The organism is Deltaproteobacteria bacterium (assembly GCA_005879535.1).
Taxonomy (GTDB): domain Bacteria; phylum Myxococcota; class Myxococcia; order Myxococcales; family 40CM-4-68-19; genus 40CM-4-68-19.
Genome location: VBKI01000085.1, coordinates 29,092 through 55,937, shown reverse-complemented (window position 1 = coordinate 55,937; position 26,846 = coordinate 29,092). Strand labels below are relative to the sequence as shown.

Genomic DNA, 26,846 nt, shown 5'->3' with positions numbered 1-26,846 from the left:
CAGGACGGCGCCGTGTAGGCTGACGGCGTGCTGCTGCGGTTGGTGAGCGATTTCCGGCGCGCGATGGATCTCTCCCTCGTCCTCGACGAGGAGGGCATCGGCCACGAGCTGCGCAACGCCGGCGAGGAGCGGTGGGCGCTGATCATCGCCGACGACGATTCTGCCCGCGCCGAAGCGGCAATCGCCGCCTTCGAGCGGGAAAATCCCGTCGCCCGATCGCAACGGGAGGAACCGCCGCGCCCTCCGGCGGCGGCGGTCGCCAGTGGGCTGGCCTTCTTTTTCGCTCTTCTTGCCTTCCACGTCTGGACCGGGCCCCAGTCGGCAGACTCGCGATGGTTCTCCCGGGGGAGCGCGGACGCTGCCGCCATCCTCGCCGGCGAGGCGTGGCGGACTGTGACCGCGCTGACGCTGCACGCCGACGCGGGACACGCCGTCGGGAACGCAGTGCTGGGAGGGCTGCTCCTCGCGCTCCTCGCTCGCGCTCTCGGGCCCGGAGTGGCGGCGATCCTCCTGCTCGTCGCGGGCGCCAGTGGAACGTTCCTCGCCGCCGAGCTGGTGCGCCGCGAATTCGTCTCCGTGGGCGCTTCCACGGCCGTGTTCGGCGCGCTGGGGTCGCTGGCGGCGCTTCCCCAGCATCGCCGCCGGCCCTGGGTGGCTCTCGGCGCCGGCCTTGCGCTGCTCGCGTTCCTCGGCACCTCGAAGCGCGCCGACTTTGCCGGCCACCTCTGCGGCTTCGTCGCCGGGGTGCTGCTGGGCGCGGGCATCTCGCTGGTGCCGCCGCTCCGCAGCCGCGCTGCGCAGCTCGTGCTCGCCGCGATCGCAGCCTCGGCGCCCTTGGCCGCGTGGATCCTCGCGCTGCGCTGAAGTCGGCGCCCTTTTCCCACTCCCGCGCACCCTCGCTTCCCGTGCCGCACGTTTCCCTCCCGCGCGAGTGATTCCGGTCACGTGACCAGTGGCACTTTTGTGGCGTCCTCCTGGCAATCTGCTTTTGCTTTCAAACAGACCTCACCAGGGAGCCAAACGAAATGCGAAGGATTCTGGTTGCAGCAGCCATCGCTGCCGCTGCATGCGGCAGCAAGCCCACGATCATGGCGACGCCGGAGATCAAGGCGACCGCCTCCCAAGCCCAGCTCGGGATGAGCTCGGCATCCACCAACACGCAGGCTTCGATCGGCCTGCAGTCCATCGGCAGCAGCGTCGGCGACGCCGCCGCCTCCGGGGACGTGTCGGCCGTAGATCTGAGCACGGGATTGCCCGATCCCGATCAGATGGCGGCAGCAGCCGTCGCTCCTGGCGCGGGCGGCGTGCAGCAGGCATTGCGCCTCGGCGGCAGCTCGAAGTCGGCGACGATCCCCACCGGCTGTCTCCGCAGCCAGGGTGGAACCGCCACGCTGATCGCGGCAGGAACCGCGGGCTGCACCGCCGACACGTACCTTGAGGTCGACTACCAAACCGGTGACAAGGCGAAGGTGACCTGGACGGACAACACCACCAGCTTCGACCTCAAGATCGAGGTGATCGCCGGCCCCTGGACGGGCACCAACCTCCACTACACCGGCAACGTCACCGGTAGCTCCAGCGCTTCGGTCTCCGTCAGCGGCGCGATGATGTTCTCGCGCAACGGCAGCGTGGTGCACGTCAACGCCGACTTCAACATCACCTATGCCGTGTCGGTGTCGCTGGGCTCGAACAGCACCACCGTCAACATCAACGTCAATGGGACCGCGACCGATCACATCGGCCTGGTCCGCGCCAACGAGCACTGGGGCCTGTCGATGCAGGACTCGACCAGCGGGACCACGGATACCACCGTCATCCATTGGAACGGTGGCATCGGCGTCGACGTTCTCAAGCAGGATGGAGTCACCACAGACCACTCGGTGGCGTTCAACCTCAACGTCAACGTGACCACCACGACCAGCGGTACCGGCACGGGCACCGCCACCTGGTCGGCGGGCGGCGACGTCGAGTACGACGGCGCCGTGGCGGGCAACATCGTGTCCAAGAACAATCAGCTCTATGTCGACTGGACCGACGGCACCGAGGACGCATTCGATCCTTCGGCGCTGCTCGGCCCGGCCGGCGTCTAAGCTCGAGAAAGAACGCTGCTTCGGCGCGAAGGCCCGGGCGGAGACGCTCCGGGCCTTCGCCTTTCGGCAGCGCTCCGAGCTCGCATAGCAGGCAAGCAGCCGGCACCTCGACGGCCGAAATGTGCCGCGGCGCAAGCCAAGGCACAGCTTCCCCGGCATGCGCATCGGCTTCCTGATGGACCCGCTGGAACGGGTGCGGGTGGAGCACGATTCTACCTTTGCCCTGATGCTCGAGTGCCAGCGGCGTGGCCTCGAAATCCGAGAGCTGCGGCAGGATTGGCTCTACTTCGCGGATGGCCAGACGTGCGCGCACATGCGCACGGTCGAGGTCCAGCGCAAGCCCGGAGCGCACTTCAGGGTCGTGGGAGAGTTCGACGCACCGCTTTCGGAGCTGGACATCCTGTTCCTGCGAAAGGATCCTCCCGTCGACATCGGGTTCGTTCGCGCCACGCAGCTGGTCGAGCTGGGACCGGGCCCGCTCCTGATCAACGACCCGCGCGGCCTGCGGGCGGCGAACGAGAAGCTGTTCGCGCTGCGCTTCCCCGACCTGGTGCCGCCGAGCCTGGTATCCGCCAGCATCACCCGGCTCCGCGCGTTCATCGACGCGCAGGGAGGCGATGGCGTGGTGAAACCGCTCGATGGCTGTGGTGGACAGGGCGTCCTCCGGGTGCGGCGCGGGGACCCGAATCTCCCGGCGCTGCTGGAGATCGCCACCGACAGCGGACGCGTTCCGGTGATGGCGCAGGCCTATCTGCCCGCCGTGCGCGAGGGCGACAAGCGCATCATCCTCCTCGGCGGCGAGGCGATCGGCGCCGTGCTCCGGGTGCCGCGCGAGGGAGAGCTGCGGGCGAACTTCGCCTCCGGCGGCATCGCAGCGCCCGCATCGCTCACGGCGCGGGATCGCGAGATCTGCCGCCGGCTGGCGCCGGCCCTCAACGATCTTGGCCTCTGGTTTGCGGGCATCGACGTCATCGGCGGCAAGCTCACCGAGGTGAACGTCACCAGCCCGACGGGCCTGGTGGAGATCGACGCGCTGAGCGGCGACTCGCTCGAGGCGCGCGTCGTGGACTTCGCGCTCCAGCGTGCCGGATTGCATGCGCGGGCCGCGGCGAGTATGTGAGGGGCCGTGGTCCGGTTCGTCCCCATCGCCATTCTCCTCGGCGCGCTGGGCTGTGGCAGCGGCAGCGCTGGCGGCAGCTTCAACGGCGTCGTCCGCGGGCAGCCGATGAAGCCGGCCGACGCCATCTCGTCGCCTGCGCGGGTGTCCCTCGGGCCCATCTCCGCCGACGTTGGCGGCGTCGTGCTGACGGATGTTCCCGGCGTCTGCGGCCGGGTGACCGCGAACAGCGAGCCGAAGAACGGGAAAGCGCTGGTCCTGTTCATCGCCGACTTCAACCGGCAGACATTGACGGCCACCGCGCCTGCGGGGCCCGGCACCTTCGATGTCGTCAACCCGAACGCCCCGGGAATTCCCCCGCCGCACGCGGCCGTCGTCACCTTCGGCGTGAACGATGCCGCCTGCGAGCAGATCGCCGCGCAATCCGCGGTCGCCACCTCCGGCGCGGTGAAGATCACCTCCATCTCGGGGGGCGCCTACAGCGGGACCTATACGGTGGGATTCGAGACCGGCGAGGTGGTGAGCGGCGACTTTCACGCCACGAGCTGCCCCGGCCTCGCCACCTACCTTTCCACTCCGACCCACTCCTGCGGCGGCTGAGTGGGTCGCGACGACAAGCCAAGCGAGCTGGCCGAGGCCGCGCTCGCGCTCGATCGTGAGCTGCGGAAGTTCGAGGACCTGGCGGAGCAGGCCGGCCGGCTCAAGCTCTCGACCGAGAGGAATCTCGAGCGCGCCACGGAGGCGCTGACGAGGGCGGCCGAGAGCCAGGATCGGATCCGCGGCCACGTCCAGGATCTGGTGGCGGCGGTCGCGGCTACGCGGCAGAGCGCGCAACAGATTGCCGCGCGGCGGAAGGAGTTCGCCGACGTCCTGCAACGCATGGCCGGCCTCGGGCAGATGGCAAAAGAGGTCCAGGAAGCGCTGAGGGGAGCGACGCCTTCCGTCGAGGGCATCGAGCCGCGGATGCAGCAGATCGCCGAGGAGGCTGCGGCCATCGCGCAAACGGCGCAGGAGAAGGAGATGGACGAGGTCGCGCGCCAGGCGGAAGTGCTGCGGCAGCAGATCCTCGCGGCGAAGAACAAGGTTGCGCTGCTGTCGCCGAAGGCGAGGGCCTAGCGGCTGCCGCACCGGAGGTGCGGCTTTGCCGCTACGTTTTAGGCTTGTCCGTCAAGAGACCGCGCGCAGCCGCGACTGCTTGCGCGGCAGCCGAAGCACGAACTCCGCTCCGGGCCCAGGGCGCAATTCCAGCGTTCCTTCCAGGCTCTGCACGACGCGCCAGGCGATGGTCAACCCCATGCCCATTCCGCGACCGGGCCCCTTGGTGGTGAAGAACGGCGTGAAGATCCGCGTCGCGTCCTCCGGTCGCACGCCCGGGCCGTTGTCCTTGACGGAGATGACGACGTTCTCCCCCTCGCGGCTTCCGCGCACCCTCACCAGTCCGCCGCTTTCGGGGCACGCCTCGATCGCGTTCTGCACCAGGTTCGAGAGGACCTGGTTGAACTCCTCGGGCACGCACTCGATCGTTCCTTCCCCCGGAAGGTCCAGGTCCACCTGCACCGGCCGGCCCGTCGCCGGCAGCACCATCGCCACCACTTCGCGGACGGCACCGAAGACATCGTACGGACGCAGTTGGCGCGAGTATCCAGCCTTGCTGTAGCTGCTCATCAGCTCGACGGTGCCGGCGATGCGACGGATGCCGCCCTCCGCCAGCTCGAACATTTCCCGCATCCGCTTCTCGACGCGCGGCAGCTCTTCCGCGGAAAGCCTTCCCGCGACCAGCGCCTCCGCGTCCATGCGGACGCGCGCCAGCGCGTTCTTGAGATAGTTCAGCGGATTGTTGATCTCGTGCGCCAGGCCGCCGGCGACGATCTCCAGCGAATCCATGCGCTGCGTGAGCACGATGTCGGCCGTGGTCTCCTGCGCCTGCACCAGCGCGCGCGCCGTGGTGAGCAGCTCGCGCGGCGAAAACGGCTTTGCCAGGTAGGCCGAGACCCCGGTCTCCAGGCCGGCGACGCGGTCCTCGAGGTCTCCCTTGGCGGTGAGCATCAGGATGGGGATGTGCCGCGTCTCCTCGCTGTTGCGCAGCCTGCGGGTCAGCTCGAGGCCGTCGATGCCCGGCATCATGAGGTCGGCGATCACCAGCGAAGGCCGCTCCCGCACCGCCATCTCCAGGCCTTTGAGCCCGTCGTCGGCGGAGATCACCTTGAAATGCGCGCGCAGCGAGTTGTGCACCAGGCGGATGATGTCCGGCGTGTCGTCGACGACGAGGGCGAGGTGGGCCTTCTGGTCTTCGTCGCTGTCGCGGACCGAGACGCGGCGCTCGGTCGCCTCGGCGATGTCGAGGAGCCGGTACTCGTCGCGCGCCGACATCTGCACGGCAAAGTCCATCAGGCCGCGATCGTTCGCGCGATGTCCTTCCGGCACGTCCCGGGCGGGACCGCGCCGGTCGAGCACCTCCGCAGGGAAGTGATCCCGGTCGCGCAGCAGCCCGACCGTGAACTTCGCGCCGCCGGAGGACTCCGCGCGGATCTGCCCTCCGTGCAGCTCGACGATCTCCTTCGCCAGGGCGAGCCCGATGCCGGTGCCGCCGTACCTTCGCGTCCCACCCATGTCCACCTGGTAGAAGCGCTCGAAGATCCTGTCGGCTTTTTCCGGCGGAAATCCCGGACCGTCGTCCTGTACCACCACTTCGATCCGCGCGCTGGCCTCGCGCACGATGACCTGGACGTGGCCGCCCGGCTGCGTGAACTTGGTCGCGTTGGAGAGCAGGTTCAGGAACACGCGCTCGATCCGCTCCAGGTCGCACCAGACCACCGTGGACCTGGCCTCGACCCGCAGCGAAAGCTCGATGCCCTTGCGCTGCGCCAAGGGCTGCACCTGCGAGACCAGGGCGCGCAGATACTCGGCGAGGTCGTGCTCGGCGACCTTCAGGCGCAGCTTCGACTCCTCCATCCGCGAGAGGTCGAGCAGATCGCCGATCATCTTCAGCAGCTTGAGGCCGCTGCGGAACATCGACTCGAACGTCCCCCGGTGCGCGGCGGACAGTTCCCCCATCTCGCCCTGCAGGATCAGCTCCAGCGGCGCGAGCACCATCGCCAGCGGCGTCTTGAACTCGTGGGTGATGTTGGCGAAGAACTGCGACTTGAAGCTGTCGAGCGCCTTGAGCTGCTCGTGGGCAGCCTCCAGGGAGGCCTTGGTCTCTTCCAGTCGCACCTGGTTGAGCACCTGCTCGCGGAGCGAGCGGTAGAGGACGATCTGGCCGGTGCCGCCCACCACGGCGATGCCGAGAAGGAAGGCGAGGTTGGAGAGCGCCTGCGAGAGCGGCTCCCATTCGCCGACCAGCAGGTTGGGGAGGACGAAGGAGAGCACGATCAGCGAGTGGGTCGTGACCACTACCTTGGCCGGCCAGATGAAGAGCAGTCCGGCGCCGATGATCACGAGCGACAGGCCCGCGTAGTAGGGCGAGGCGAGCCCGCCCAGGAAGACGGTCATGGCGCTGATGCTGAAGGCGATCAGCGCCACGTACGCGCTGGTGAGCGCGCTCGGATGCCGCTCGAAGAAACGGGTCCGAACGATGGGAAACGCGGCGTAGGTGACCATCAGCACCGCGAGGCGCACGCCCCAGAGGATCCGGAGGGTGCCCGGGGGCGCGAGCATGTAGTCGAGAACGCCGAAGAACGGCAACAGCGCGCAGGCGATGTACAGGCCCGTGCGCGTCCGTCGCCGATTGCTCTCCAGCAGCCAGCGCGCCCAACGCTCCTCGAACGCTGCCGGCAGTGCGTCCATCAATCGCGGAAGATCTCCACGAACGGATTCACGCCGCTCTCCTCCTCGAGGATGTTGAAGCGCGCTCCGGGAGCGGCCCTGCTGGCCAGGTCGAGGAGCTGCTGGCGGGTCCGGTAGTTGAGGAACCAGTCGAGGTGGTACTCGAGGTACCAGCGGCTGGGGCTCTCCGGGACCATGTTGGCGATCAGCGCGCGGCCGCCTGGATGCAGGCGCGCCACCAGGTTGCGCGCCAGACCGGTGGCGGTGGGCGTACGCAGGTAGTCGAACAGTCCCACGGAGTAGATCAGGTCGAAGCCGCCGAACGGCACGAAGAGATTCGCGTCGCGGAGCAGTCGCTTGATCGACTCGTGCAGGTAGATGACCTTCACCTGTCCCTGCAGCGGGTCGATCACCGGCTTGAGGCGCCGGTAGGCGTAGGCAAGCGCGCCCTTGTCCTGGTCGAAGAGAACGATCTCGATGGGCCCGCGCAGGTCCTGGATTTCGGCGAACAGCTCGAGGAGATCCTGCGCTGGACCGCAGGCGACGGCGAGGATCCGGACGGGACGCCTCCGCGACTGGATCAGGGCGCGGACCTCGCGCTTGATCAGGTCCTTGCGGTGGCGGACGGCGCAGGAAGCGCGGGTCTGATCGAACGCGAAGCTGATCGCCTTGGCGAACAGCGTCGGTCCCTCGAAGGGCTTTTCGTAGATGAACCGCATCACCTCGTAGTCGCCGGGATACCCGAACGGCTTGGCGGCGGCGCGGTTCATGGAGGGCGCTTGCATGAGCAGCGAGTGCAGGTGACGGCGCGACCACTGCAGCATGGCCTGCGCGTGCTCGGGTGGCGCGTTGCGCGAGGCGGCGTCGATCTCCTCGCTCGCACGCAGGATGTCCGCCACCACCGTGGTCCGCATCCGCTCGATCAGCGCCGCGCGCGCCGGCGACCCGTCGCCGTGCAGCACGTGCCAGGGCAGGTCGCTCTCGAGGCGCTTGAGCTGCGGCTCGACGTCCTCCAGATAGAGGCGCAGCTCGGAGATCAGCACCTTGAAGCGCTCGTGCCCTGGAACGCGCCAGAGCGCCGGCGGCACCCCGGTCTGGGCGAACGACTTGATGGTGCGCAGCTCCAGGATGCCGTCGATCGGCAGGAGCGGCCCTTCGAAGGAAACACCGACGACGCGGATCCCGTTCAGATCGCGGACGGAGCCGACGCGGGCCTCTCCGCGGTAGGGCTCGTGCTCGTCGAAGCGGACCGCGAGCGTCTCCAGATGATCGCCAACCGATACCGGCAGGTCGTCCGGCCATTCGAAGGCGGCGCCGTTCTGCGAGACGTCGACCAGGGCCCCCGGACGGTCGCCGTCGGAGAACGCCAGCACCACCTCGCAATGCAGGGGCAGGAGGTCGGTTGCGCGGTAGCGGTGAGGACGGAAGAACACCTCCCGGCCTTGCGCGCCTTCCAGCTCTTCGTAGGTGTGGACGCGGTGGAGGGTGACCGTCACCGGGTTTCCTCCGCCGGCAGCAGCCGCACCTCGAACCGCGCGCCGCCTTCTGGCCGGTCGAGAACCGCGATCTCCCCCTGGTGCGAATCGATGATCAGCTTGGCCATGTACAAGCCCATGCCCATGCCCCCTTCGCCCTTGCTGGTGACGAACGGCTTGAAGAGGCTTTCCTTGAGGTCGGGCGGCACGCCGGGACCCTCGTCCTCGACCGCGAAGACGACGTGGCCGTTCTTGCGCGAGGCCTCCACTCCGATCTGACGCCATTGCGCCGTGGCCTGGACGGCGTTGCGCACGAGGTTCACCAGCACCTGCGTCAACTTCTGGCGGTCACCGTGGACGGGAGGAAGGCCCTCCTCGATGTTGACCGCCACCTTGTGCGCCCGGAACCCCATGTCCATGCGGGCGATGGCGAGAGCGTCGTGCACCACCACCGAGGGCTGGAGCATGGATTTCTGGATGGTCAGAACGCCGCCGCGGGCGAATTGGTGCATCGCCTCGAGCGTATGGATCAGGTTGCCCACGCCCTGCATTCCGACCTGCACGCTCTCCATCACGTCGGGGGCGACGCTGCGCTGCTGCAGGACGCTCTCGACGTAACCGAGGCTGACCATGAGATTGCGCAGGTCGTGGACGACGCCCGCGGCGAGCTTGCCCATGGTTCCCAGGCGCTCGAGGTGCAAGAGATGCGACTGCGTGCGGCGGATCTGGACCAGGCTCGCGTCCAGCTCGTCGGTGCGCTTCGCCAGCAGCGCGACGAGGCGCTGGATGGCGCGGGTCTGGTACACGTGCTCGCTGGCCTGGCGGACCGCTTCGAGGATGTCGTCCGGCTGCCAAGGCTTCTTCAAGAACCGGAAGACGCGGGCGCGGTTGATCGCCGAGATCAGCGCGGGGGGATCGGTGAAGCCGGTGAGGATGATGCCTGCGACGTCAGGCTTGAATTCGCGCACTCTTTCCAGCAGCTCGACGCCGGTCATCTCCGGCATGCGCTGGTCGGCGATGATCACGTCCAGCGCGGACGCTTTCGCGATCTCCAGCGCTTCGTTTCCGGACTGCGCCTCGTGGACGCGGTACCCGGCTTCGAGGAAATCTCGCAGGACTGTGAGGTTGGGTTTCTCATCGTCTACGATGAGAATCCCGCCACTGCGGGTCTCCCCAACGCCGTGTAGGGCGATGAGCGAGCGCAGTCCTTCGTCCAGCATAGGGGCGCAGCATCGCCTTTTGAGTGTAGTAAAGGCAACTTTTGATTCTGGGTTCCGGGGTCTACGGGCCAAAGAACGAGCCCGAGGAGCCAGACTTATGGCGTGCGTTCTTTGATACCGCGCCGCGTCAATGCGTTATCGACGAGCTGCGGATTGAGCAGGGGCTGCGGAACCTCGAGGTAGGCGACCGCGTCGGCGGCGGCGTCTTCCAGCGTCGGGACGATGTGCAGGCGGCCGACTTCCTCGTGTACGCCGGCCTTCTTCAGCACCGACGCGGGCTGCTCCCGCAGCCCGGCCATGATGCAGAAGACGCCCTGCTGCCGCAGTCGCGAGAGCGTGCTCTCCAGCGCGACCAGCCCGGTGACGTCGATGGCCGGCACCGCGCCAAGATAAAGAATCAGCACCTTGGGCCGCTGGCCAATGGCCTTGAGGGCGTCCATTGCCGACTCCGCCGCGCCGAAGAACAGCGGACCGTTCACCTCGTAGAGCACCACCTCGCGCGGCAGCTTCAGCTTGAGGTGCGGATGCTGCTCGTCGACGAGCTCGACCGAGGCCACCTCGGCCATGCGCCTCATGAAGAGGAACGCGGCCAGGATCATTCCTGCGGTGACCGCCACCACCATGTCGAACACCACCGTCAGCGCGTAGCAGGTGAGCAGCACCGCCACGTCGCTCTTCGGCGCCACGCGGACGATGTGGACGAAGTGCCGCGCCTCCGACATGTTCCACGCCACCATCACCAGCAGCGCGGCGAGCGCCGCCATCGGGAGGAACGAGATCAGCGGCGCGAGCACCAGCACCGCCAGCAGGACGACCACCGCATGGATCACGGTCGCCATCGGAGAGCGGCTGCCGTAGCGGATGCCCGTCGCGGTGCGCGCGATCGCGCCCGTGCAAGCGATGCCGCCAAAGAATGGACAGAGGATGTTGCCGACTCCCAGCGCGACCAACTCCGAGTCAGGGTCGTGCCTGGTGCCGGCGGCTCCGAGAAGCGCGATGGCGATGGCCGGGGGAAACAGCGCGCGAAAAGTGGCGAGCGTCAACGGCAGGTCCCCTCCCATGTGCCAGGGCAGTACCGGCAGCGGCGGGAGGCGCGGGATACCGTGCACCTCGACGCCAGAGATGACGGTGACGAAGCGCGAGCCGATGGTCGCCACCTCGAGGTGCAGTGCCCAGGCGAGAAAGGCCGCCAGCGGGAGCGCAACCAGCGGCGCCGGCACGCGCTTGGTCCAGCGCGGCAAAAACGCGAGCACCGCCAGGGTGAGCGAGCCGATCAACAGCTCGGAGCCCCGCGCAGTGTGGCGCGCCTGCACGTACGACCAGACCCGCTCGAGGAAATGGTCGGGTGTCCGCGCAGGAGAGAGGCCGAGCAGATCCTTGATCTGCAGGACGCCGATCACGGTGCCGATGCCGGCGGTGAACCCGGTCGTCACCGGATGCGGGATGAACTGGATCAGCCGGCCTAGTCGGAACAGGCCCATCGCTATCAGCAGGACTCCCGCCATCCCGCCCGCGACCAGAAGCCCGGCCAGCCCGTGTCGGACCAAAATGGGCGCGAGAATGACGATGAACGCCGCCGTCGGCCCGGTGACCTGGAAGCGCGAGCCGCCCAGCAGGGGTACTACGATGCCGGCGACGATGGCGGTGTAGAGCCCGTGCTGCGGCGGCACGCCGACGGCGATGGCCAGCGCCATCGAGAGCGGCAGCGCCACGATGCCGACCACCACGCCCGCGAGAACGTCGCGGCGCAAGTCCGTCGCCGAATAGCCTTCGGCGAAGACTGCGCGAAGCGCGGAGCCGGGCAGCCGGCGGAGCGGCGGCGACTGCGAATGCCCGTAGCGGGTGCGGCCCATGAAAGTACAGTCTGAAGCATACCCGCAAAGCCGCACCTTTCCGGCGTCAGCGGCCAAGCCGCACCTACCGGTGCGGGCGGCTACTCGTGGCGACCGGTGGCGGCGTGCAGCGCGTCCTCGAGGGCCGCGATGCGCTCGCCCCCCTTGCGCAGCCTCCGGCACAGCTCGCGGGCGATGTTCTGCAAGAGGAGGATGTAGGTTTTTAGATCCGTCTTGTAGAGCTTGTAGAGGTCGAGGTTGGTGAGCTCGAGCAGCACCGAATCCTTCTCGGCGCGGCAGGAGAACGGGCGCGGCTCCATCTCGATCAGCGAAGGAACCCCGAAGAACGCGCCGGGGCGCATCATCAGCAGGCGCGCCTGCGTTCCGTCGCTGCAGTGGCGCTGCATGATCAAGGCGCCTTCCATCACGATGTACATCGACTTGCCGGTGTCGCCTTCGGCGAAGAGCAGCTCGCCGGCCGGGACGCGCCTCTCTTTCAGCATGCCGGCGACGATGGCCACGACGTCGGGCACGAGCCCGCCGAAGAAGGAGGTCTTCGAGAGGAACGACACCAGCTCCTCGGACGCCATCCCTCTAGCTTAGATCAGCGCCAGGCTTCGGGAGGAGGGCAGGAGCAGAGCAGGTTCTTGTCGCCGTACACGTGGTTGAGCCGCCCGACTGAGGGCCAGAACTTGTGCTCGCGGACCCACGGCGCCGGGTAGGCCGCATGCTGCCGGGAATAGGGCCGATCCCAGGCGTCCGCCGTGAGCACTTCGGCGGTGTGCGGCGCGCCCTTGAGGACGTTCTGGTCGCGGCCCGCCTTGCCGGTCTCGATCTCCCGGATCTCCTTGCGAATGCCGATCATCGCCTCGCAGAAGCGGTCCAGCTCCGCCTTCGGCTCGCTCTCGGTGGGCTCGACCATGAGGGTGCCGATCACCGGGAACGAAGTGGTGGGCGCATGGAAGCCGTAGTCGATTAGACGCTTTGCGACGTCGTCCACCTCGATGCCCGCGTCGCGCTTCACCTTGCGCACGTCGACGATGCACTCGTGCGCCACGAAGCCGTTCTTGCCTTTGTAGAGGACGGGAAAGTGCGCATCGAGACGCTTCGCCACGTAATTCGCGTTCAGGATGGCGACCTTGGTGGCCTGTGTCAGGCCCTGCGCGCCCATCAGCCTGATGTACGCCCAGGAGATGAGAAGGATGCTGGCGCTGCCCCAGGGCGCGGCGGAGACCGGTCCGATGGCCTTCTCTCCGCCCGTTCGCACCACCGGGTGCCCGGGCAGGTACGGGATGAGGTGTCTGGCCACGCAGATGGGTCCCATTCCGGGACCGCCCCCGCCGTGCGGGATGCAGAACGTCTTGTGCAGGTTGAGATGGCAGACGTCGGGCCCGAAGTCGCCGGGCCGGCAGAGGCCGACCTGGGCGTTCATGTTCGCCCCGTCCATGTAAACCTGCCCGCCGTGGCGGTGCACGACGTCGCAGATGCGCCGGATCTCCTCCTCGAACACGCCGTGCGTCGAGGGATAGGTGATCATCAGCGCGGCGAGCTCTTTGGCATGCTGCGCCGCTTTCGCTTCCAGATCCGCGACGTCGACGTTGCCGTTCTCGTCGGTCTTCACCACCACGATGCGGTAGTTCACCATCGCCGCCGACGCCGGGTTCGTGCCGTGCGCCGACTGCGGGATCAGGCAGACGTTGCGGTGTCCGTCGCCTCGGGCCTGGTGATGCGCTTTGATCACCTGGAGGCCGGCGTATTCGCCCTGCGCGCCGGAGTTGGGCTGGAGCGACACGCCGGGGAAGCCGGTGATCTCGGCGAGCATCGCCTCCAGCTCCTGGAAGATCTGCGTATATCCCGCGGTCTGGGTCCGCGGCGCGAACGGGTGCAGCCGCGAGAACGCCGCCCAGCTGATGGGCAGCATCTCGGCCGTCGCGTTCAGCTTCATCGTGCAGGAGCCGAGCGGGATCATGCTGCGGGTGAGCGAGAGGTCGCGGGACTCGAGCAGCCGCATGTAGCGCAGCATCTCGGTCTCGCTGTGGTGGGTGTTGAAGACGGGATGGCCGAGGTAGCCGCTCTTGCGCAGCAACGAGCGCGGGAGGCGGGTATCGTCGGCCGTGGGTTCGGAGACGGGGCGCGCTCCGGCGAACGCTGCGAGGACGTCGCGGACGTCCTCCGGAGTGGTGGTCTCGTCGAGGGCGACGCCGATGGTGTGGCCGTCGATGCGGCGGAAGTTCATCTTCCCCGCTTCAGCGGCGGTGAAGATGGTGCCGAGCTGCGCGGCGTCGACCTGCACCGCGACGGTGTCGAAGAATTCCTCGTGCCGCAGCTTGTACCCGAGCTGGGCCAGGCCGCGCGCGAGCTGCGCGGTCAGGCCGTGCACGTGCTGCGCGATCGCCTTCAGCCCGTTGGGCCCATGATAGACGGCGTACATCCCGGAGATGATGGCGAGCAGCGCCTGGGCAGTGCAGATGTTGCTGGTCGCCTTCTCGCGGCGGATGTGCTGCTCGCGCGTCTGCAGCGCCATCCGCAGCGCGGTGTGGCCCTGCGCGTCGACCGAGACGCCGATGATGCGGCCGGGCATGTGCCGGACGTACTCGTTCTTCGTCGCGAAGTACGCCGCGTGCGGTCCCCCGTAGCCCAGCGGCACGCCGAAGCGCTGCGTCGAGCCGACGACGCAATCCGCGCCGAGCTCCCCCGGAGGGGTGAGCAGCGTCAGGGCGAGGATGTCGGCGGCCACCACCACGAGAGCGCCCTGGGCGTGCGCCCTCTCGATGAACTTCCGCGGATCGCGGACGGCGCCGTCCGTCGCGGGGTACTGCAGCAGCGCGCCGAACACCTTCTGCCGGGCGGGGTCGAAGCTTGCGGGATCGCCGACGATCACTTCGATCCCGAACGGCGCCGCCCGCGTCCGCACCACCTCGATGGTCTGCGGATGGCAGTCCTGGGCGACGAAGAAGGCGTTGCCCGCGTTGGCGGCGACGTTGTGGAACATCGTCATCGCTTCCGCGGCGGCCGTCGCCTCGTCGAGCAGCGACGCGTTGGCCACCGGCAGCGCCGTCAGGTCCTCCACCATCGTCTGATAGTTGAGCAGCGCTTCCAGACGGCCCTGCGAGATCTCCGGCTGGTACGGCGTGTACTGCGTGTACCAGCCGGGGTTCTCGAGGATGTTGCGCTGGATGACGGGCGGAGTGACCGTGTCCGAGTACCCCATCCCGATGTAGCTGCGGAACACCTGGTTCTTCGCGGCGATCCCGGACAGCTCGCGCAGCAGGCCGAATTCGGAGCGACCGGCCGGCAGATCGAGCGGCTTCTGCATCCGGATGGAGGCCGGTACGGTCCGGTCGATCAGCTCGTCGAGGTTCCGCACTCCGAGCGCCGCGAGCATCTCCTCCACGTCCCGGGTGTTGGGCCCGATGTGGCGGTCGACGAATCGATCAGGGTGACGGGTCGGCTGCATCTGTTCGGGCTCCCTTTGGGCGGCGCAAGATAACGGGAACTGCGCCCATCTGCTAGAGTCCGCGGCCATGAACCTGACGGGCGACCCCGACGGGCTGGCCGCGCTCAAGTCGTTCCAGGAAGGGAACCGGGACTACCTCAAGTTCCTCATCCAGGAAGCCCGCACCGTTTTCGAGCACCAGGTGGATTTCAAGAGCCCGGACGGCGCGCAGTTCCGCCTGCACTTCGACGTGAAGACGGGGGACTTCAGGGTGGAGAAGAAGCCCTAGCGCCTGTTACTGCAGGAACCCCTTCCACCAGCGGAAGTTGCAGTTCCGAGTGCCAAAGCCGTCGTTGACGAACGTGTCCCCGACCATCTCGATGACGGTACCGTCGTAGCCCACGGTCAATGTGCCGGCGCAGATGGACCCGGCCCCCCGGTCGGAGGGAAAGACCGCCGTTCCGCAGCTCTTGCCGGAGCTCGCGACCACCTCGATGTTCGCCTCGCAGGCACCGTCCGCACGCTGTTCATAGATGACCGCGTAGGCGCGGCCGTTGCGCGCCATGTGCAGCTTGGTCCCCGGACGCGCCGCGAGCCAGTCGGGTGGCGCGCCGCCCGTACCCATCGAGTCGAATTGCCGGATCCACCTGGAACCGGTTTCTCCTCGCAAGAACAAGCCGCTCTCCACGCGCGGTGTGAGGAGCAGCGAATTCGGCTCGGTGATTCCTTCCGTGGCCTGGAACTCTGCCCCCGCGTTGCCGGAATGATCGATCCAGATGCCGCCCACCTTGCCGCTGGCGGCATTGAAGAGGACCAGCGAGTTTCCCTGGCGATCGACGCCGAGCGCGAGCGGTCGTTGGTTGAACGACAGCTGCGTCCGCCAGCGCCGGTTCAGGTGATCGTCGTACGCGACAACCACGGCGGGCGACGTCTCATCGAACTTCCCCGAGACCACCACCATGCCGCCCAGGGGATCGTTTACGACGAACCAGGAAACGTCGACGGTCTTTCCCGTCGTCGCCACCACGGAACCGTTCTCGTCGATCGCCGCCAGCTCGCCCTGCTGGAGGTCCCAGTAGCTCAACTCGAATCCAGCGAGTTCCTCGATGAGGACCGTGCTGTAGCCGCTGTAGGTCCCGCGCTCCGTCCCGGACGGGGCTAAGAGATGGACCGTGAATCGATCCGGAGGCCCATTGTTGCTGTTGTCTAGCATCAAAGCCACAGTGCCAGACCCGTCCGTGGAACCCACGCTGCAACGGTCGTAACGGCTGGCGGACAGCGCAGCCGAGGCCGTCGGCTGGGCCACCGCGTCCGGGCCGAGCCCGGCGCATTCGTCCTGCGTGATACCGCCGCCGCCACCTGCGTCCGGCTGTCCGCCACCGCCGGTGTCACCCGCATCCGGCTGTCCGCCACCGCCGCCGCCGGTGTCACCCGCATCCGGCTGTCCGCTACCGCCGCCGCCACCCGCGTCGGGCTGCCCGCCACCGCCGCCGCCACCCGCATCCGGTTGCCCACCACCACCGCCACCGGCATCCGGTTGCCCGCCACCACCGCCACCGGCATCCGGCTGCCCGCCTCCGCCGCTTCCTCCGTCTGATCCGGGAGGTACAGGCGTTGCGTTGATCGAGCCGCACGCTGCGGTCGCGAGCGCTATGAGCGTCGCGGCGCAGAGGGAAAGGGTGGTGCGCATAGACAGACCCCCACGGCCTCCCGAGACCGATTTGGGAACGACACACCGTATTTTCAACGGCCGAGTTGTCCCCTGGCTGCAACCCAGTGGGATCCGGGCGCTCGTACCCGCCTGCCAATCGCTCGGCTACACTCAGACACATGCGCCATGCGACCGTCCTCCTGCTTGTGCTCGCGAGTGTCGGCTGTGTCCACGAGCCCGTGCGTTCGCGTTCGCCCGGCGAGAGAGCACACGACCCCTTCATCTGGACGGCAGACAGCGGTGATCCCGGTGCAGACGCGACGAACACGCTCATTCAAGCCGGGTTAGTCGCTGCTGCCGTTGCCATCTCACCGGACGCGGCAGTCCCGTTCTGCACACCCGAAACGGGCGAACAGACGGACCCGCCGCACACGTGCCCCGCGAAAGCGGGCGAGGAACCGCAGCCCGCGGAGAATCCGCGCTGAGCTAGAGCTGCATCGGCCGGCGCGCGATGCGGTACAGCAGCAGCCCCATCAGGGCGAAGCAGGCGACGCCGAGGATCTGGTAGCCCCCCGCCCCCAACCCGTGCGTGAGCTTCTCGCTGACGTCGAGCGAGTCGACGAAAGCTCCGACCTTGTCGCCCCAGTGCAGGAACGCAACGATCGTCCCGGTCAGCGTTCCGCCCGCCACCAAGCCTGTCGCAAACAGGCTGCCGGGGCCGACGTCGTCACCGTGGCCGCCGCCAGCCTTCGCACTGGATTGCCGGTCCACGATGCCCTTGATCGCGCCGCCGACGAAGATGGGCAGCGTGGTGGAGAGCGGGAGGTAGGCGCCGACGGCGAAGCTCAGCGGCGACACCCCGCAGAGCTCGATGGTCACGGCGAGGAACACGCCGACCAGCACGAACTGCCAGTCGAGATTGTGCGCCAACAGGCCGCGGATCAGCGTCGCCATCAGCGTGCCTTGGGGAGCGGGGAACGCTTCCGTGCCGATCTGATGCCGGACCAATCCGGTCGCGGTGTCCACGGTCGCCTTGTCGAGCACCTGCACGGTGAAGCCGATCACCAGCGCTGCCACGGCGACGCCAATGAGCAGTCCGATCTGCTGGTAGCGGGGCGTGGCGCCAACCAGAAATCCCGTCTTCAGATCCTGCGAGGTGGCGCCGGCGTTCGCCGCCGCGATGCAGACCATGCCGCCCACGCAGAGCGCCATCGGCTGGTAGACGTCGCCCGTCCACCCGATGCCGAGAAAGAGCAGGCAGGTCGCCATCAGCGTGGCGATGGTCATCCCGGAGACGGGGTTCGAGCTCGTCCCGATCAGCCCGACGATGCGGGAGGCCACGGTGACGAAGAAGAATCCGAAGACCACGATCAGGATGCCGAGCAGCAAGCGGCCACCGAAGTTTCCCGGCAAGAAGGGCAACAGCGCCATGATGAAGACCAGCGCCAGGCTGCCGAGGACGGTGACGCCGAGCGGCAGGTCGCGCTCGGTGCGGGCGGTGCTCGCGGCGCCGGCGCCGCCGCGCAGCGAAGCGAGGCTTCCTTTGAAGCTGGCCACGATCGTCGGAAGCGTCTTGAGCAACGTGATGAACCCGCCCGCCGCCACCGCACCCGCGCCAATCTGGCGCACGTAGGCGAAGTAGATGGCGCGGTTTAGCTGCCCGAACGAGTGCGCCGCGGGATCCCAGCCGTAGGCGCCCGCCTTGCCGATGTCGGCGAGGTATCCGAGCTTCACCAGCTGCGAGGCGATGACGTCGGCCGGCACCAGCGACGCGATCAGCGGAATGATCCCGAGCCACGCCAGCACGCCCCCGGAGACGAGCACGCCGGCGATCCGCGGTCCGATGATGTAGCCGACGCCCATGTACTCCGGAGTGATCGAGGCATTCACGGTCGCCGCGGGAAAGACGCGGCTCGTCGCGCGCGTCACGTAGCCGGGCACTTCCGCGATCACCTTGAGGATCTGCTGCAGCACTGCGTAGCCGATGGCAAAGAACAGGCCCATGTACGCCGTGCGCGCCATCTCGCCGCCACGCTCGCCGGCGATCAGCACCTGCGCGCAGGCGGCGCCCTCGGGATACGGCAGGTTTCCGTGCTCCTTCACGATCAGTGCGCGCCGCAGCGGCACCATCATCAGGACGCCCAGCATTCCGCCGAGCAAAGCCAGCGTGAAGATGGTCCAGTAGGTGAAATAACCGGCGCCGACGCTCTGCCGGCTGGCGGGATCGACGGCGAGGAAGAGGAACCCTGGGAGGGTGAAGACGACGCCCGCCGCGATGCTCTCGCCCGCCGACCCGATGGTCTGGACGATGTTGTTCTCGAGGATCGTGGATCCGCCGAGCTTCTTCAAAAGCGAGATGGAAAGGACGGCGATGGGGATCGAGGCGCTCACCGTCAACCCCGCCTTCAGCGCAAGGTACACGGTGGACGCGCCGAAGATGAGTCCGAAGAGCGCGCCGACGATCACCGCTTTCGGCGTGAACTCGGCGATGCGCGCGTCGTTCGCAACGTAAGGCTTGTGGTCCGCAACCGGCGCGACGCGTTCGGCCATGTCCGCCTCCTTGCAAGGGCGGCGGTTGAGTACCCGAGACGCGAGCCGGAGGTCAATGTAGCCGGCAGCCGGCTACTCGATCTGCTCGCCGACCGGCACCTTGAGGTCGGTGTCCGCGCCCTCCTCGACGTGCACGCTACCCGGGCGGGCTGCTGGCCGTTCGCGCCCGTGCCGCGCCGCCTCCCGCCGCTCCTCCTTGCGCTGCTTCTTGAGGACCCACGGTGGTGTCGCTTCACGCCGCTGCGAGATGAACCAGCACGCGGCGGCGCCTCCGGCGGCGAGTGTGATCAAGTTGACCGCCGTCTGGCGCCGGTGCCGCCTGCGCGCTTCCCGGCGGCGATTCAGCGCGTACCGTGTGAGTTGGACCACTGCGCCTGCCTGGATCAGTCGGCGGAGTTTCATGCGCAGAAGGTAGTCACTCCACCGCCAGCGCGACGAGCGCCTGCGCAACCCGCCCCGGTTCGAAGGGCCCCCGAGGGCGCAGCCAGCGCAGGGCGATGGAGGCGTGATCGATCCCCTCCAGGCGCACCAGACGCGCTCCGGGGATGTGCGCATCCTGCAGCGGGACGAAACCATCGTTTTGCGCGCCGTACGTCTCGGTGATGTACCGACGCGTCTTCTCCAGGAACAGACCGGCGCGCGCAGTCACCGATGCGAGCGCCACCGTCGGTACGTCGGCAAGCGGCTGGTGTCTGGCGAGGAATTCGCGCCGCTGGGCATACCCCATCTCGAAGTAAGCGCGGGCTGACCCGCGCAGAAGACCGCCGACCACTCCGCGGATCAGGCCGCGAGCCAGCGGCGCTGCTTCCGCGTCCGATGCGAGGGGCGTCCCGCCGAAGGGAGCCTGCACGGAAACCAGGGCGCGAACCTTCGGAACGATCTCCGGATGGAGCGAGAGCGCGGCGTGGATGTCGAGCGGTCCCTTGCTTTGACCGAGCAGAACCACCGGACGCCGTTCCAGGAGCACCCGGTCGCGGATGGTGCGGGCGTTCGCGGCCAGCGTCTGCTCGGTATCGATCGGCAACTCCGCGGCGCGCAGCGCCCTGCGCACGCGCCGCAGATACCCGGGGTAGTACTGGGTGAAGATCCCCGCGACGAGCAGGACCGGCACCGCTACGCGCGGCGGTCGTTCGTACAGCTCGAGAAATCGTGGCGTCACATCCACGGGCGCCGGCAGCTCCCGCGCCATCCATCCGACGTGCCCCGCCGAGGCGCGCTCAGGACCCATGCGATCGCAAGAACCACCAGAGCGCGACGGCGGCGAGGACGCTGAGTCCAGCGACCAGCCACCAGGTCCGCCGCTGCGAGCCGGTCACGAACAGCACCGTTGCCGTCCAGGTCGGGGCGAGGTCCAGCACGGGCATCGCCTCCGCCGCCAGCGTGGGAAGAAATGCCCAGTGAAAGCCGAGCAGCTTGATGAGAATCGCCGCCACCGCCAGGTCGAGGGCGTCGTTGAACGGGGAAGCGAATCCCTCCCCGAAGAGTGGGGCGATGGCGATCTGCACGGCGTCCGCTGCGAGCGCGACGATCCGCGCGGCGCGAATGTTACCGCGCGTAGCTTGCGTCGGTTCCCTGGAAGGCGCGGTGGAGCTCGTCGGCTCGATCGATGACCTCCTTCGGCAGTGGTCTCTTCACGGCATCGATTGCGGCATCGAGCTGCTCGACGGAGGCGGGGCCGAGCAGGATCGAATCCACTCCTGGTCGCGCCGCGACCCACTGGTACGCCAGCTCGACGCGCGTGCGTCCTGCCTCGGCTGCCAGACCCGCGAAGGCATCCGCCAGATCGAAGAAGCGCTCGGTCAGGTAGCGGCGCTGGTACATGGGGTTGCGGTCGAAGCGGGAGCCCGGCTCCGGAGCCACGTCGCGCGGCACCTTGCCGGCGAGAAGCCCGCCGGCGAGCGGATTGTAGACGGTGGTGTGTACGCCGTATTTCCGCGTGAAGCGGAAGTACTCGATCTCGAGCTGGCGCACGAGCAGGTTGTACATCTGCTGCGAGACGCGCGGCTTCAAGCCGGCCTGGATCATCTCCAGCAATTGCCAGGAGGCGAAGTTCGAGACGCCGAACGCGCCCACCTTGCCGGACGCGATCAGCTTCTCCACCGCCCGCAGCGATGGCTCCAGCGGACGGGAGTGGTCCGGCTTGTGGAAGTAGTACAGCTCGACGTGGTCGGTCCCCAGCCGGCGCAGGCTCTCGTCGATGGCCGCGGCGATGCGCTCCGGGGCGAGCCCCTCCGGGTCGCTCATCTTGCCGATTCCCATCTTGGTGGCGATCTGCGCCTCCGCGCGCTTCTTGCCCAGGGCGCGCCCCAGGACCCGCTCCGACTCCCCGTCGACGTAGACGTTGGCCGTGTCGAAGAACGTGAGGCCGCGCTCCAGGGCACGCTGGACGATGCGATGTGCTTCCAGCTCCGGCGTGCGCTTGCCAAAGTTCATCGTGCCGACGACCAGCGCGGGCGGGGATCCTTCGCTTCGGGGATCGAGGTAGCGGTCCATGGGGGCGGAGTCTACGCGGCGACGAACTGCTTCTCCACCAGTCGCCGGTACAATCCGTCTTCCCGTAGGAGCGTCGCGTGCGGCCCGCTCTGGACGATGCGCCCCGCGTCGAGGACCACCACCCGGTGTGCATCCTTCACGGTGGACAGCCGGTGCGCGATGATCAACGTCGTGCGGCCCTTCATCAGCCGTTCCAGCGCCTCCTTCACCAGGTGCTCGCTCTCCGCGTCGAGCGCGCTGGTCGCCTCGTCCAGCACCAGGATGCGCGGGTCCTTCAGCACCGCGCGCGCGATGGCCACGCGCTGCTTCTGCCCGCCCGAGAGCTGGACGCCGCGCTCGCCCACCAGCGTCTGATATCCCTGCGGAAATCTCGCCACGAACGCGTGCGCGTTCGCGGCCCGCGCTGCGGCCTCGATCTCCGCATCCGATGCTCCCGGTCGCCCGTACCGGATGTTCTCGGCCACGCTGGTGGAGAAGAGGATCGGCTCCTGGGCCACGGTGCCGATCTGCCGACGAAGGAAGCCGACGTCGAAGTCGCGCAGATCCCGTCCGTCGAGCCGCAGGCGCCCCTCATCCGGGTCGTAGAGTCGCGCGATCAGCGCCGCCAGCGTGCTCTTGCCGGCGCCCGAGGGTCCCACCACCGCGACCACCTCGTCCGGAGACAGGCGGAGCGAAACGCGGTCGATCACCAGGACGTCCTTGCGCGAGGGATACGCAAATCTGACGTCCTCCAGCGCGACCTCGCCGCGGACCTGGGGCAACACCACGCCGCCGCTCGGCGCCATCTCCGGCGTGCGGTCGAGCAGCTCGAAGATGCGCTCGGCCGCGCCGAGCGAGCGCATGAAGTCGGCCCAGAGATCCGCCAGCGCTCCCAGGGAGAAGGCGACGATCAGCGTGTAGACCAGGAAGCTGGTCAAGCCGCCCACCGTCATCTCCCCGCGGAGCACCAGCCTGCCGCCGTACCAGAACACCACCGCCGCGGCCGCATACGCAGCGAACGATCCCGACGCCATGAAGCTCGCGCCGGCGAGCACGCGCTTCTTCGCCAGCGCATAGGCGTGGCGCGTCCTCGTCGAATAACGCGCGGTCTCGGCGCCCTCCGCGGCGAACGAGCGCACGGTGCGGATCCCCGAGATGGCCTCCTCCGCGACTTCGTTGGCGGAGGCGAGCGCGTCCTGCACGTCGCGGGAGAGCTTCCGCACCCGCCGGCCGTAGAGCACGCCGCCGAGCGCGATGGGCGGCACGACCGCCAGCATCAGGCCGGTGAGGACCGGCGAGGTCCAGAGAAGGAAGCCGATGCCCCCGGCGATCTGCGCGACGCTGCGCAGCCCGATGGAGATATTCGCGCTGACCGCGCTCTGGAGCACGGCGGTGTCCGAGGCGAGGCGGCTGGTCAGCTCGCCGGTGCGCCGCCGATCGAAGAAGCCAATCTCCTGGTCGAGGATGCCGGAGAAGAGCCGCTCGCGGATGCGCGTCACCGCGCGCTCGCCGGCCAGCGAGATCAGGGTGAAGCGGGCGGACACGGCGACGGCTTGCAGCAACGCGACCAGGACCATGAACAGCGCCGCGCGGTCGATCTGCGCCGGGCTCCCGCCTCCGAGGACGCCGTCGATGATGATGCGCATGCCCTGCGGATAGAGCAGGGCCATCGCGCTGCCGAGGCCGAGGAACAGGACGCCGGCGCCGAGGAGCTTCCACTCGGGGCGCGCCAGCGAAAGCAGCCTCCGTAATGTAGCCGTTCTGTTCACCACGGAGCCGAGAATGCCAGACGGTGGGCAAAGGTGCGATCTCCACGCCTTGCTCCCAGGTCCGCCTCGCGGTTGTCTTGCTCTGCAATGCAGAAGGTCCTCGTCGTCGACGACGAACCAGAGCTGGTCCGGCTGCTGGGGCAGACGCTCGGCGCCGCCGGCTTCGCGGCAGTGGGCGCTCCTTCGGGAGAGCGCGCGCTCGAGCTGGTGAGCGAGCAGCAGTTCGACGCGGCGCTGGTGGACAAGAACCTGGGCCGCGGAATCGACGGCGTCGAAGTGTTGCGGCACCTCCGCAGGCGGCAGCCGCGCTGTGCATGCATCATGATGACGGCCTATCCCTCGATGGGTTCCGCGGTGGAAGCGCTGCGGATCGGCGCCCAGGATTACGTCGAGAAGCCTTCTCCGGAGCTCGACACCATCGCGGACCGGGTCCAGTCCGCGATCCGGGGCGTACGCCTGCGCGACGAGCGCGACGGTCTCTTGGTGAAGCTCACCGCTCTGCAGCAGGAGCTGAAGGACAAGGACAGCCGCGTCCGCGATCTCCAGATCCAGCTCGCCATGGCGGAGCACGTGGGCCCCGGACGCGCCGACGAGGGCACGGAGTCCCTGGTGCTCGCGTCGCGCGATCGCCACGCGCGGCTGGTCCAGGCCGCCGAGAAGCTGGTGCAGATGGCGCGCTTCCTGAGGACGAACGAAAAGCTGGTCAGGGCGATCGAGGCGCACGTCTCCGCGCTTCGGCTTGGCTGAGCCCTCACCCCTCCCGGAGTGCCTGAGCGAAGTCCTCCATCAGGTCCTCCGCGGCCTCGAGCCCGATGGAGACGCGGACCAGTCCGTCGGAGATTCCGATCCGCGCGCGCTCCTCCGCCGTGAGCCCGACGTGCGAGCTCGCCGCCGGCCGGGTGACCAGCGTCTCCGGACCACCCAGGCTGGGCGCATGCAGCGGGATCTTCAGCTCCGAGAACATCCGCTCGGCCGCGTCGGCTCCGCCCTTCAGCTCGAAGCTGAGCATGCCTCCGAAGTGAGCGAAGAGCTCGCGCGCCCGCGAGTGCTGGGGATGGCTCTCGAGCCCAGGGTGGTTCACGCGCGCCACCGCCCGCTGCTTCTCGAGGAACTTCGCCACCGCCAGCGAGGTCGCGCACTGCTGACGGTAGCGGACGCCCAGCGTCTTCAGCCCCCGCTGCAGGAGGAAACAGGCGTGGGGATCGAGCGAGCCACCCAGGTGGTCGAGCGTCCGCTTCACTTCGCGGACCCGCGCCGCGGATCCCATCACCGCGCCGGCGATGACGTCGCTATGGCCATTCAGGTACTTGGTCGCGCTGTGCAGGACCAGATCGAACCGATGTCGCAGCGGCCGGAAGGCGAGCGGCGTCGCGAAGGTGTTGTCGATGATCGAGACCAGGTCGCGCTCCCGGGCGAACGCAGCGGCGGCGGGAAGATCGGCGACGCGCAGCAGTGGGTTGGTGAGCGCCTCGACGTAGAACACGCGCGTCTTCGGTGTGGCGGCGGCGCGCCAGGCTGCGGGATCGTCTCCGGAAACGAACGTCACCGTGATTCCGAGCCGCGGCAGATCGCGCGTGAGCAGGTCGTGCGTGCCCCCGTAGAGGCCGTCCTGCGCAACGACGTGATCGCCTGCCCGGAGCACGGAGAGGAGCGCCGCGCTCACCGCCGCCATGCCGCTGGCCGTCGCCAGCGCCGCTTCTGCCTCCTCGAGCGCAGCCAGCTTGGCGTGGAGCGCTTCGTGCGTGGGCGTGTTCGAGAGGCGTGCGTAGCGGATGTCGTGGTAGCCCCGCGCCTCCGTCTCCTCGAACGTGCTCGACTGGTAGATCGGCATCGCCACCGCGCCGCCGTCGCGCGGCCGCGGCTCACCGGCATGGACGAGCAGGGTATCCGGACGCATGGTCGCATGATCTACCCTGCGGCGCGCGGATCGGAACAGATGCAGTGTCGCTCAACTGTGACCAGCACAGAGCGGCGCCCTTGCAGGCTGTGCCGGTTCCCGCCAGACTGCGCACATGCACCAGATCCGCTTGTACGAGCGCGTTTCCGGAAAGATCGAGGAAGCCTTGAGAGTCGGAGCGCTGCGCCCCGGCGATCGCCTGCCCTCGGTGCGCGGGCTGTCCGAACGGGAGAGGGTCAGCGTCTCCACCGTGTTGCAGGCGTATCTGACGCTCGAGGCGCGCGGCCTGATCGAGGCCCGTCCGCAGTCCGGACATTACGTCCGGCGTCAGCGGGCGCTCCCACCCGAGCCGCCGGCGACGCGACCGTCCGCCGGCGCCACGCCGGTAACCGTCAGCGCGCTGGTCGCGAAAGTCGTGGAGAGCGCGCGCGACCCGGACCTGGTCCCGCTCGGTTGCAACCAGCCGGATCCCGAGTTGTTCCCCTGGGGAAAGCTTGGGCGCATTGCGGCGGGGATCGCGCGCGAGGGCCGGGGATTCACGTACGAGCTTCCACCGGGAGCGCGTTCGCTCCGGCGGCAGCTCGCGCGCAGGTCGCTGGAGTGGGGGTGCGCGCTTTCCCCGGACGACTTCATCGTCACCTCCGGCGCGATGGAGGCGGTGCAGCTCTCGCTGCTGGCCGTCGCGCGCCGTGGAGACGCCATCGCCATCGAATCGCCTGCTTTTTTTGGCTCACTGCAACTGATCGAGGCGCTGGGCCTGAGAGCGGTGGAGATCCCCAGCTGTCCGCGCGAGGGAATGGACCTCGATGCTCTCGCGCGGGTGCTGAAGACGCGCCGGATCGCCGCCGTGCTGGCGGTGACCAACTTCTCCAATCCGCTCGGCTGCGTGATGCCCGACGAGAACAAGGAGCGGCTCGTGACCCTGCTCGCCGGTCGCGGCGTACCGCTCATCGAGGACGATCTGTACGGCGACGTCTATTTCGGAAGCTCGCGCCCCCGGGCCGCGAAGTCGTTCGATCAGCGCGGGCTCGTTCTCCACTGCGGCAGCTTCTCCAAGACGCTGGCGCCGGGCTGGCGCGTCGGGTGGGTCGCCGCGGGCAAGTTCCGCGAGCGCGTGTCGCTGCTGAAGTTCGCGCAGACCATCGCGACCGCTTCGCTGCAGCAGCTGGCGATGGCCGAGTTTCTCGCCGGCGGCCACTACGAGCGGCACTTGCGCTCCCTGCGGAAGTCCATCGCCGCGACGATGCGAAGCCTCGGCGACTGCGTCGCGGCGCACTTTCCCGCCGGGACCCGGGCCACGCGTCCCGACGGAGGCGGCGTGCTCTGGGTCGAGATGCCCGAGGGAATCTCTTCCCTCGAGCTGCACGACCGCGCGCTCGCGGCCGGCATCGCCATCGCACCCGGACCGATCTTTTCTGCGCGTCAGGGCTATGAAAACTGTGTCCGGTTGAGCTGCGGCGTTGCCTGGTCGTCGCGCGTCGAGGCGGCGATCGCTACGCTCGGGCGCATCGCCGCGGAGCTGGCGGGCGGCCCGGTTCGAGCGCCGCGCCGCCTTGCCGGCGGAGCCTGACT

General features: G+C 68.4%; 22 protein-coding genes and 2 pseudogenes. 9 read left to right on the top strand and 15 right to left on the bottom strand.

Going from position 1 to position 26,846, the window contains the following annotated elements; all coding sequences use genetic code 11:
- Positions 1-27 precede the first annotated feature (27 nt).
- From E6J58_20185 to E6J58_20160, 6 genes are all read left to right on the top strand, one after another.
- Positions 28-864 (top strand): rhomboid family intramembrane serine protease, encoded by an 837-nt coding sequence (locus tag E6J58_20185; GenBank protein ID TMB33748.1) that lies wholly within the window; start codon positions 28-30, stop codon positions 862-864.
- Positions 865-1,025: 161 nt separating this feature from the next.
- Positions 1,026-2,090, top strand: coding sequence for a hypothetical protein (locus tag E6J58_20180; protein TMB33747.1), 1,065 nt, complete (start codon positions 1,026-1,028; stop codon positions 2,088-2,090).
- A 157-nt stretch (positions 2,091-2,247) separates the two neighbouring features.
- The gene (gene gshB, locus E6J58_20175) at positions 2,248-3,210 is read left to right on the top strand and encodes a glutathione synthase (protein TMB33746.1); all 963 of its coding nucleotides are present in this window, start codon (positions 2,248-2,250) and stop codon (positions 3,208-3,210) included.
- Positions 3,211-3,216: 6 nt separating this feature from the next.
- Positions 3,217-3,807 (top strand): hypothetical protein, encoded by a 591-nt coding sequence (locus E6J58_20170; GenBank protein ID TMB33745.1) that lies wholly within the window; start codon positions 3,217-3,219, stop codon positions 3,805-3,807.
- Entirely contained in the window at positions 3,808-4,323 is a 516-nt protein-coding gene (locus E6J58_20165) for a hypothetical protein (protein ID TMB33744.1), read from the top strand.
- 178 nt (positions 4,324-4,501) lie between these two features.
- The gene (locus tag E6J58_20160) at positions 4,502-4,864 is read left to right on the top strand and encodes a hypothetical protein (GenBank protein ID TMB33743.1); all 363 of its coding nucleotides are present in this window, start codon (positions 4,502-4,504) and stop codon (positions 4,862-4,864) included.
- Between the two features lie 284 nt (positions 4,865-5,148).
- On the opposite strand, the pseudogene E6J58_20155 reads toward E6J58_20160, so the two are convergent.
- From E6J58_20155 to gcvP, 7 genes and pseudogenes are all read right to left on the bottom strand, one after another.
- Positions 5,149-5,595, bottom strand: a pseudogene (locus tag E6J58_20155) (response regulator).
- A 96-nt stretch (positions 5,596-5,691) separates the two neighbouring features.
- Positions 5,692-6,261 (bottom strand): annotated as a pseudogene (locus E6J58_20150) (HAMP domain-containing histidine kinase).
- Positions 6,262-6,992: 731 nt separating this feature from the next.
- Positions 6,993-8,468, bottom strand: a complete 1,476-nt coding sequence (locus E6J58_20145) for a class I SAM-dependent methyltransferase (protein TMB33742.1) — start codon at positions 8,466-8,468, stop codon at positions 6,993-6,995.
- Complete coding sequence (locus E6J58_20140) at positions 8,465-9,667, bottom strand: response regulator (GenBank protein TMB33741.1); 1,203 nt, start codon at positions 9,665-9,667, stop codon at positions 8,465-8,467. The genes E6J58_20145 and E6J58_20140 overlap by 4 nt, the downstream gene beginning before the upstream one ends.
- Before the next feature lie 95 nt (positions 9,668-9,762).
- Positions 9,763-11,520: a C4-dicarboxylic acid transporter DauA gene (gene dauA / locus E6J58_20135; GenBank protein ID TMB33740.1), complete on the bottom strand. Its 1,758-nt coding sequence runs from the start codon at positions 11,518-11,520 to the stop codon at positions 9,763-9,765.
- Positions 11,521-11,600: 80 nt separating this feature from the next.
- Positions 11,601-12,089: a Crp/Fnr family transcriptional regulator gene (locus tag E6J58_20130; GenBank protein TMB33739.1), complete on the bottom strand. Its 489-nt coding sequence runs from the start codon at positions 12,087-12,089 to the stop codon at positions 11,601-11,603.
- 14 nt (positions 12,090-12,103) lie between these two features.
- Positions 12,104-14,956: an aminomethyl-transferring glycine dehydrogenase gene (gene gcvP / locus E6J58_20125; protein ID TMB33738.1), complete on the bottom strand. Its 2,853-nt coding sequence runs from the start codon at positions 14,954-14,956 to the stop codon at positions 12,104-12,106.
- 67 nt (positions 14,957-15,023) lie between these two features.
- On the opposite strand from gcvP, the gene E6J58_20120 reads away from it, so the two are divergent.
- Positions 15,024-15,224, top strand: coding sequence for a hypothetical protein (locus tag E6J58_20120; GenBank protein TMB33737.1), 201 nt, complete (start codon positions 15,024-15,026; stop codon positions 15,222-15,224).
- A 6-nt stretch (positions 15,225-15,230) separates the two neighbouring features.
- Here the strand turns inward: E6J58_20120 and E6J58_20115 are convergent, their stop codons facing one another.
- The 7 genes from E6J58_20115 to E6J58_20085 form a co-directional block, all read right to left on the bottom strand.
- Complete coding sequence (locus E6J58_20115) at positions 15,231-16,625, bottom strand: hypothetical protein (protein ID TMB33736.1); 1,395 nt, start codon at positions 16,623-16,625, stop codon at positions 15,231-15,233.
- A 447-nt stretch (positions 16,626-17,072) separates the two neighbouring features.
- Positions 17,073-19,136 carry an OPT family oligopeptide transporter gene (locus tag E6J58_20110; protein ID TMB33735.1) on the bottom strand — a complete coding sequence of 688 codons (2,064 nt, stop codon included), beginning with the start codon at positions 19,134-19,136 and terminating at the stop codon, positions 17,073-17,075.
- A 72-nt stretch (positions 19,137-19,208) separates the two neighbouring features.
- On the bottom strand, positions 19,209-19,538 hold the full coding sequence (locus E6J58_20105; GenBank protein TMB33734.1) for a hypothetical protein: 330 nt from the start codon (positions 19,536-19,538) through the stop codon (positions 19,209-19,211).
- A 13-nt stretch (positions 19,539-19,551) separates the two neighbouring features.
- Positions 19,552-20,364 carry a lipase gene (locus tag E6J58_20100; protein ID TMB33733.1) on the bottom strand — a complete coding sequence of 271 codons (813 nt, stop codon included), beginning with the start codon at positions 20,362-20,364 and terminating at the stop codon, positions 19,552-19,554.
- The gene (locus tag E6J58_20095) at positions 20,354-20,641 is read right to left on the bottom strand and encodes a hypothetical protein (GenBank protein ID TMB33732.1); all 288 of its coding nucleotides are present in this window, start codon (positions 20,639-20,641) and stop codon (positions 20,354-20,356) included. Before E6J58_20095 ends, E6J58_20100 begins: the two co-directional genes overlap by 11 nt.
- A 40-nt stretch (positions 20,642-20,681) precedes the next feature.
- Positions 20,682-21,629: an aldo/keto reductase gene (locus E6J58_20090; protein ID TMB33731.1), complete on the bottom strand. Its 948-nt coding sequence runs from the start codon at positions 21,627-21,629 to the stop codon at positions 20,682-20,684.
- Between the two features lie 11 nt (positions 21,630-21,640).
- The gene (locus E6J58_20085; protein ID TMB33756.1) at positions 21,641-23,392 is read right to left on the bottom strand and encodes an ATP-binding cassette domain-containing protein; all 1,752 of its coding nucleotides are present in this window, start codon (positions 23,390-23,392) and stop codon (positions 21,641-21,643) included.
- A 72-nt stretch (positions 23,393-23,464) separates the two neighbouring features.
- On the opposite strand from E6J58_20085, the gene E6J58_20080 reads away from it, so the two are divergent.
- Complete coding sequence (locus E6J58_20080) at positions 23,465-24,124, top strand: response regulator (protein ID TMB33730.1); 660 nt, start codon at positions 23,465-23,467, stop codon at positions 24,122-24,124.
- 4 nt (positions 24,125-24,128) lie between these two features.
- Here E6J58_20080 and E6J58_20075 read toward each other — a convergent pair whose 3' ends face one another.
- Entirely contained in the window at positions 24,129-25,274 is a 1,146-nt protein-coding gene (locus E6J58_20075) for an aminotransferase class I/II-fold pyridoxal phosphate-dependent enzyme (protein TMB33729.1), read from the bottom strand.
- A 115-nt stretch (positions 25,275-25,389) separates the two neighbouring features.
- Here E6J58_20075 and E6J58_20070 point away from each other — a divergent pair, with 115 nt between their 5' ends.
- Complete coding sequence (locus E6J58_20070; GenBank protein ID TMB33728.1) at positions 25,390-26,844, top strand: PLP-dependent aminotransferase family protein; 1,455 nt, start codon at positions 25,390-25,392, stop codon at positions 26,842-26,844.
- Positions 26,845-26,846 lie beyond the last annotated feature (2 nt).

Bases quoted from the DNA above. Each gene is read 5' to 3' on its own strand.
- E6J58_20080 (TMB33730.1), top strand. From the start codon at position 23,465: ATGCAGAAGGTCCTCGTCGTCGACGACGAACCAGAGCTGGTCCGGCTG.
- gcvP (TMB33738.1), bottom strand. From the start codon at position 14,956: ATGCAGCCGACCCGTCACCCTGATCGATTCGTCGACCGCCACATCGGG.
- E6J58_20120 (TMB33737.1), top strand. From the start codon at position 15,024: ATGAACCTGACGGGCGACCCCGACGGGCTGGCCGCGCTCAAGTCGTTC.
- gshB (TMB33746.1), top strand. From the start codon at position 2,248: ATGCGCATCGGCTTCCTGATGGACCCGCTGGAACGGGTGCGGGTGGAG.
- E6J58_20130 (TMB33739.1), bottom strand. From the start codon at position 12,089: ATGGCGTCCGAGGAGCTGGTGTCGTTCCTCTCGAAGACCTCCTTCTTC.
- E6J58_20075 (TMB33729.1), bottom strand. From the start codon at position 25,274: ATGCGTCCGGATACCCTGCTCGTCCATGCCGGTGAGCCGCGGCCGCGC.
- E6J58_20110 (TMB33735.1), bottom strand. From the start codon at position 19,136: ATGGCCGAACGCGTCGCGCCGGTTGCGGACCACAAGCCTTACGTTGCG.
- E6J58_20070 (TMB33728.1), top strand. From the start codon at position 25,390: ATGCACCAGATCCGCTTGTACGAGCGCGTTTCCGGAAAGATCGAGGAA.
- dauA (TMB33740.1), bottom strand. From the start codon at position 11,520: ATGGGCCGCACCCGCTACGGGCATTCGCAGTCGCCGCCGCTCCGCCGG.
- E6J58_20105 (TMB33734.1), bottom strand. From the start codon at position 19,538: ATGAAACTCCGCCGACTGATCCAGGCAGGCGCAGTGGTCCAACTCACA.
- E6J58_20180 (TMB33747.1), top strand. From the start codon at position 1,026: ATGCGAAGGATTCTGGTTGCAGCAGCCATCGCTGCCGCTGCATGCGGC.
- E6J58_20140 (TMB33741.1), bottom strand. From the start codon at position 9,667: ATGCTGGACGAAGGACTGCGCTCGCTCATCGCCCTACACGGCGTTGGG.
- E6J58_20115 (TMB33736.1), bottom strand. From the start codon at position 16,625: ATGCGCACCACCCTTTCCCTCTGCGCCGCGACGCTCATAGCGCTCGCG.
- E6J58_20100 (TMB33733.1), bottom strand. From the start codon at position 20,364: ATGGGTCCTGAGCGCGCCTCGGCGGGGCACGTCGGATGGATGGCGCGG.
- E6J58_20090 (TMB33731.1), bottom strand. From the start codon at position 21,629: ATGGACCGCTACCTCGATCCCCGAAGCGAAGGATCCCCGCCCGCGCTG.
- E6J58_20160 (TMB33743.1), top strand. From the start codon at position 4,502: ATGCCCATTCCGCGACCGGGCCCCTTGGTGGTGAAGAACGGCGTGAAG.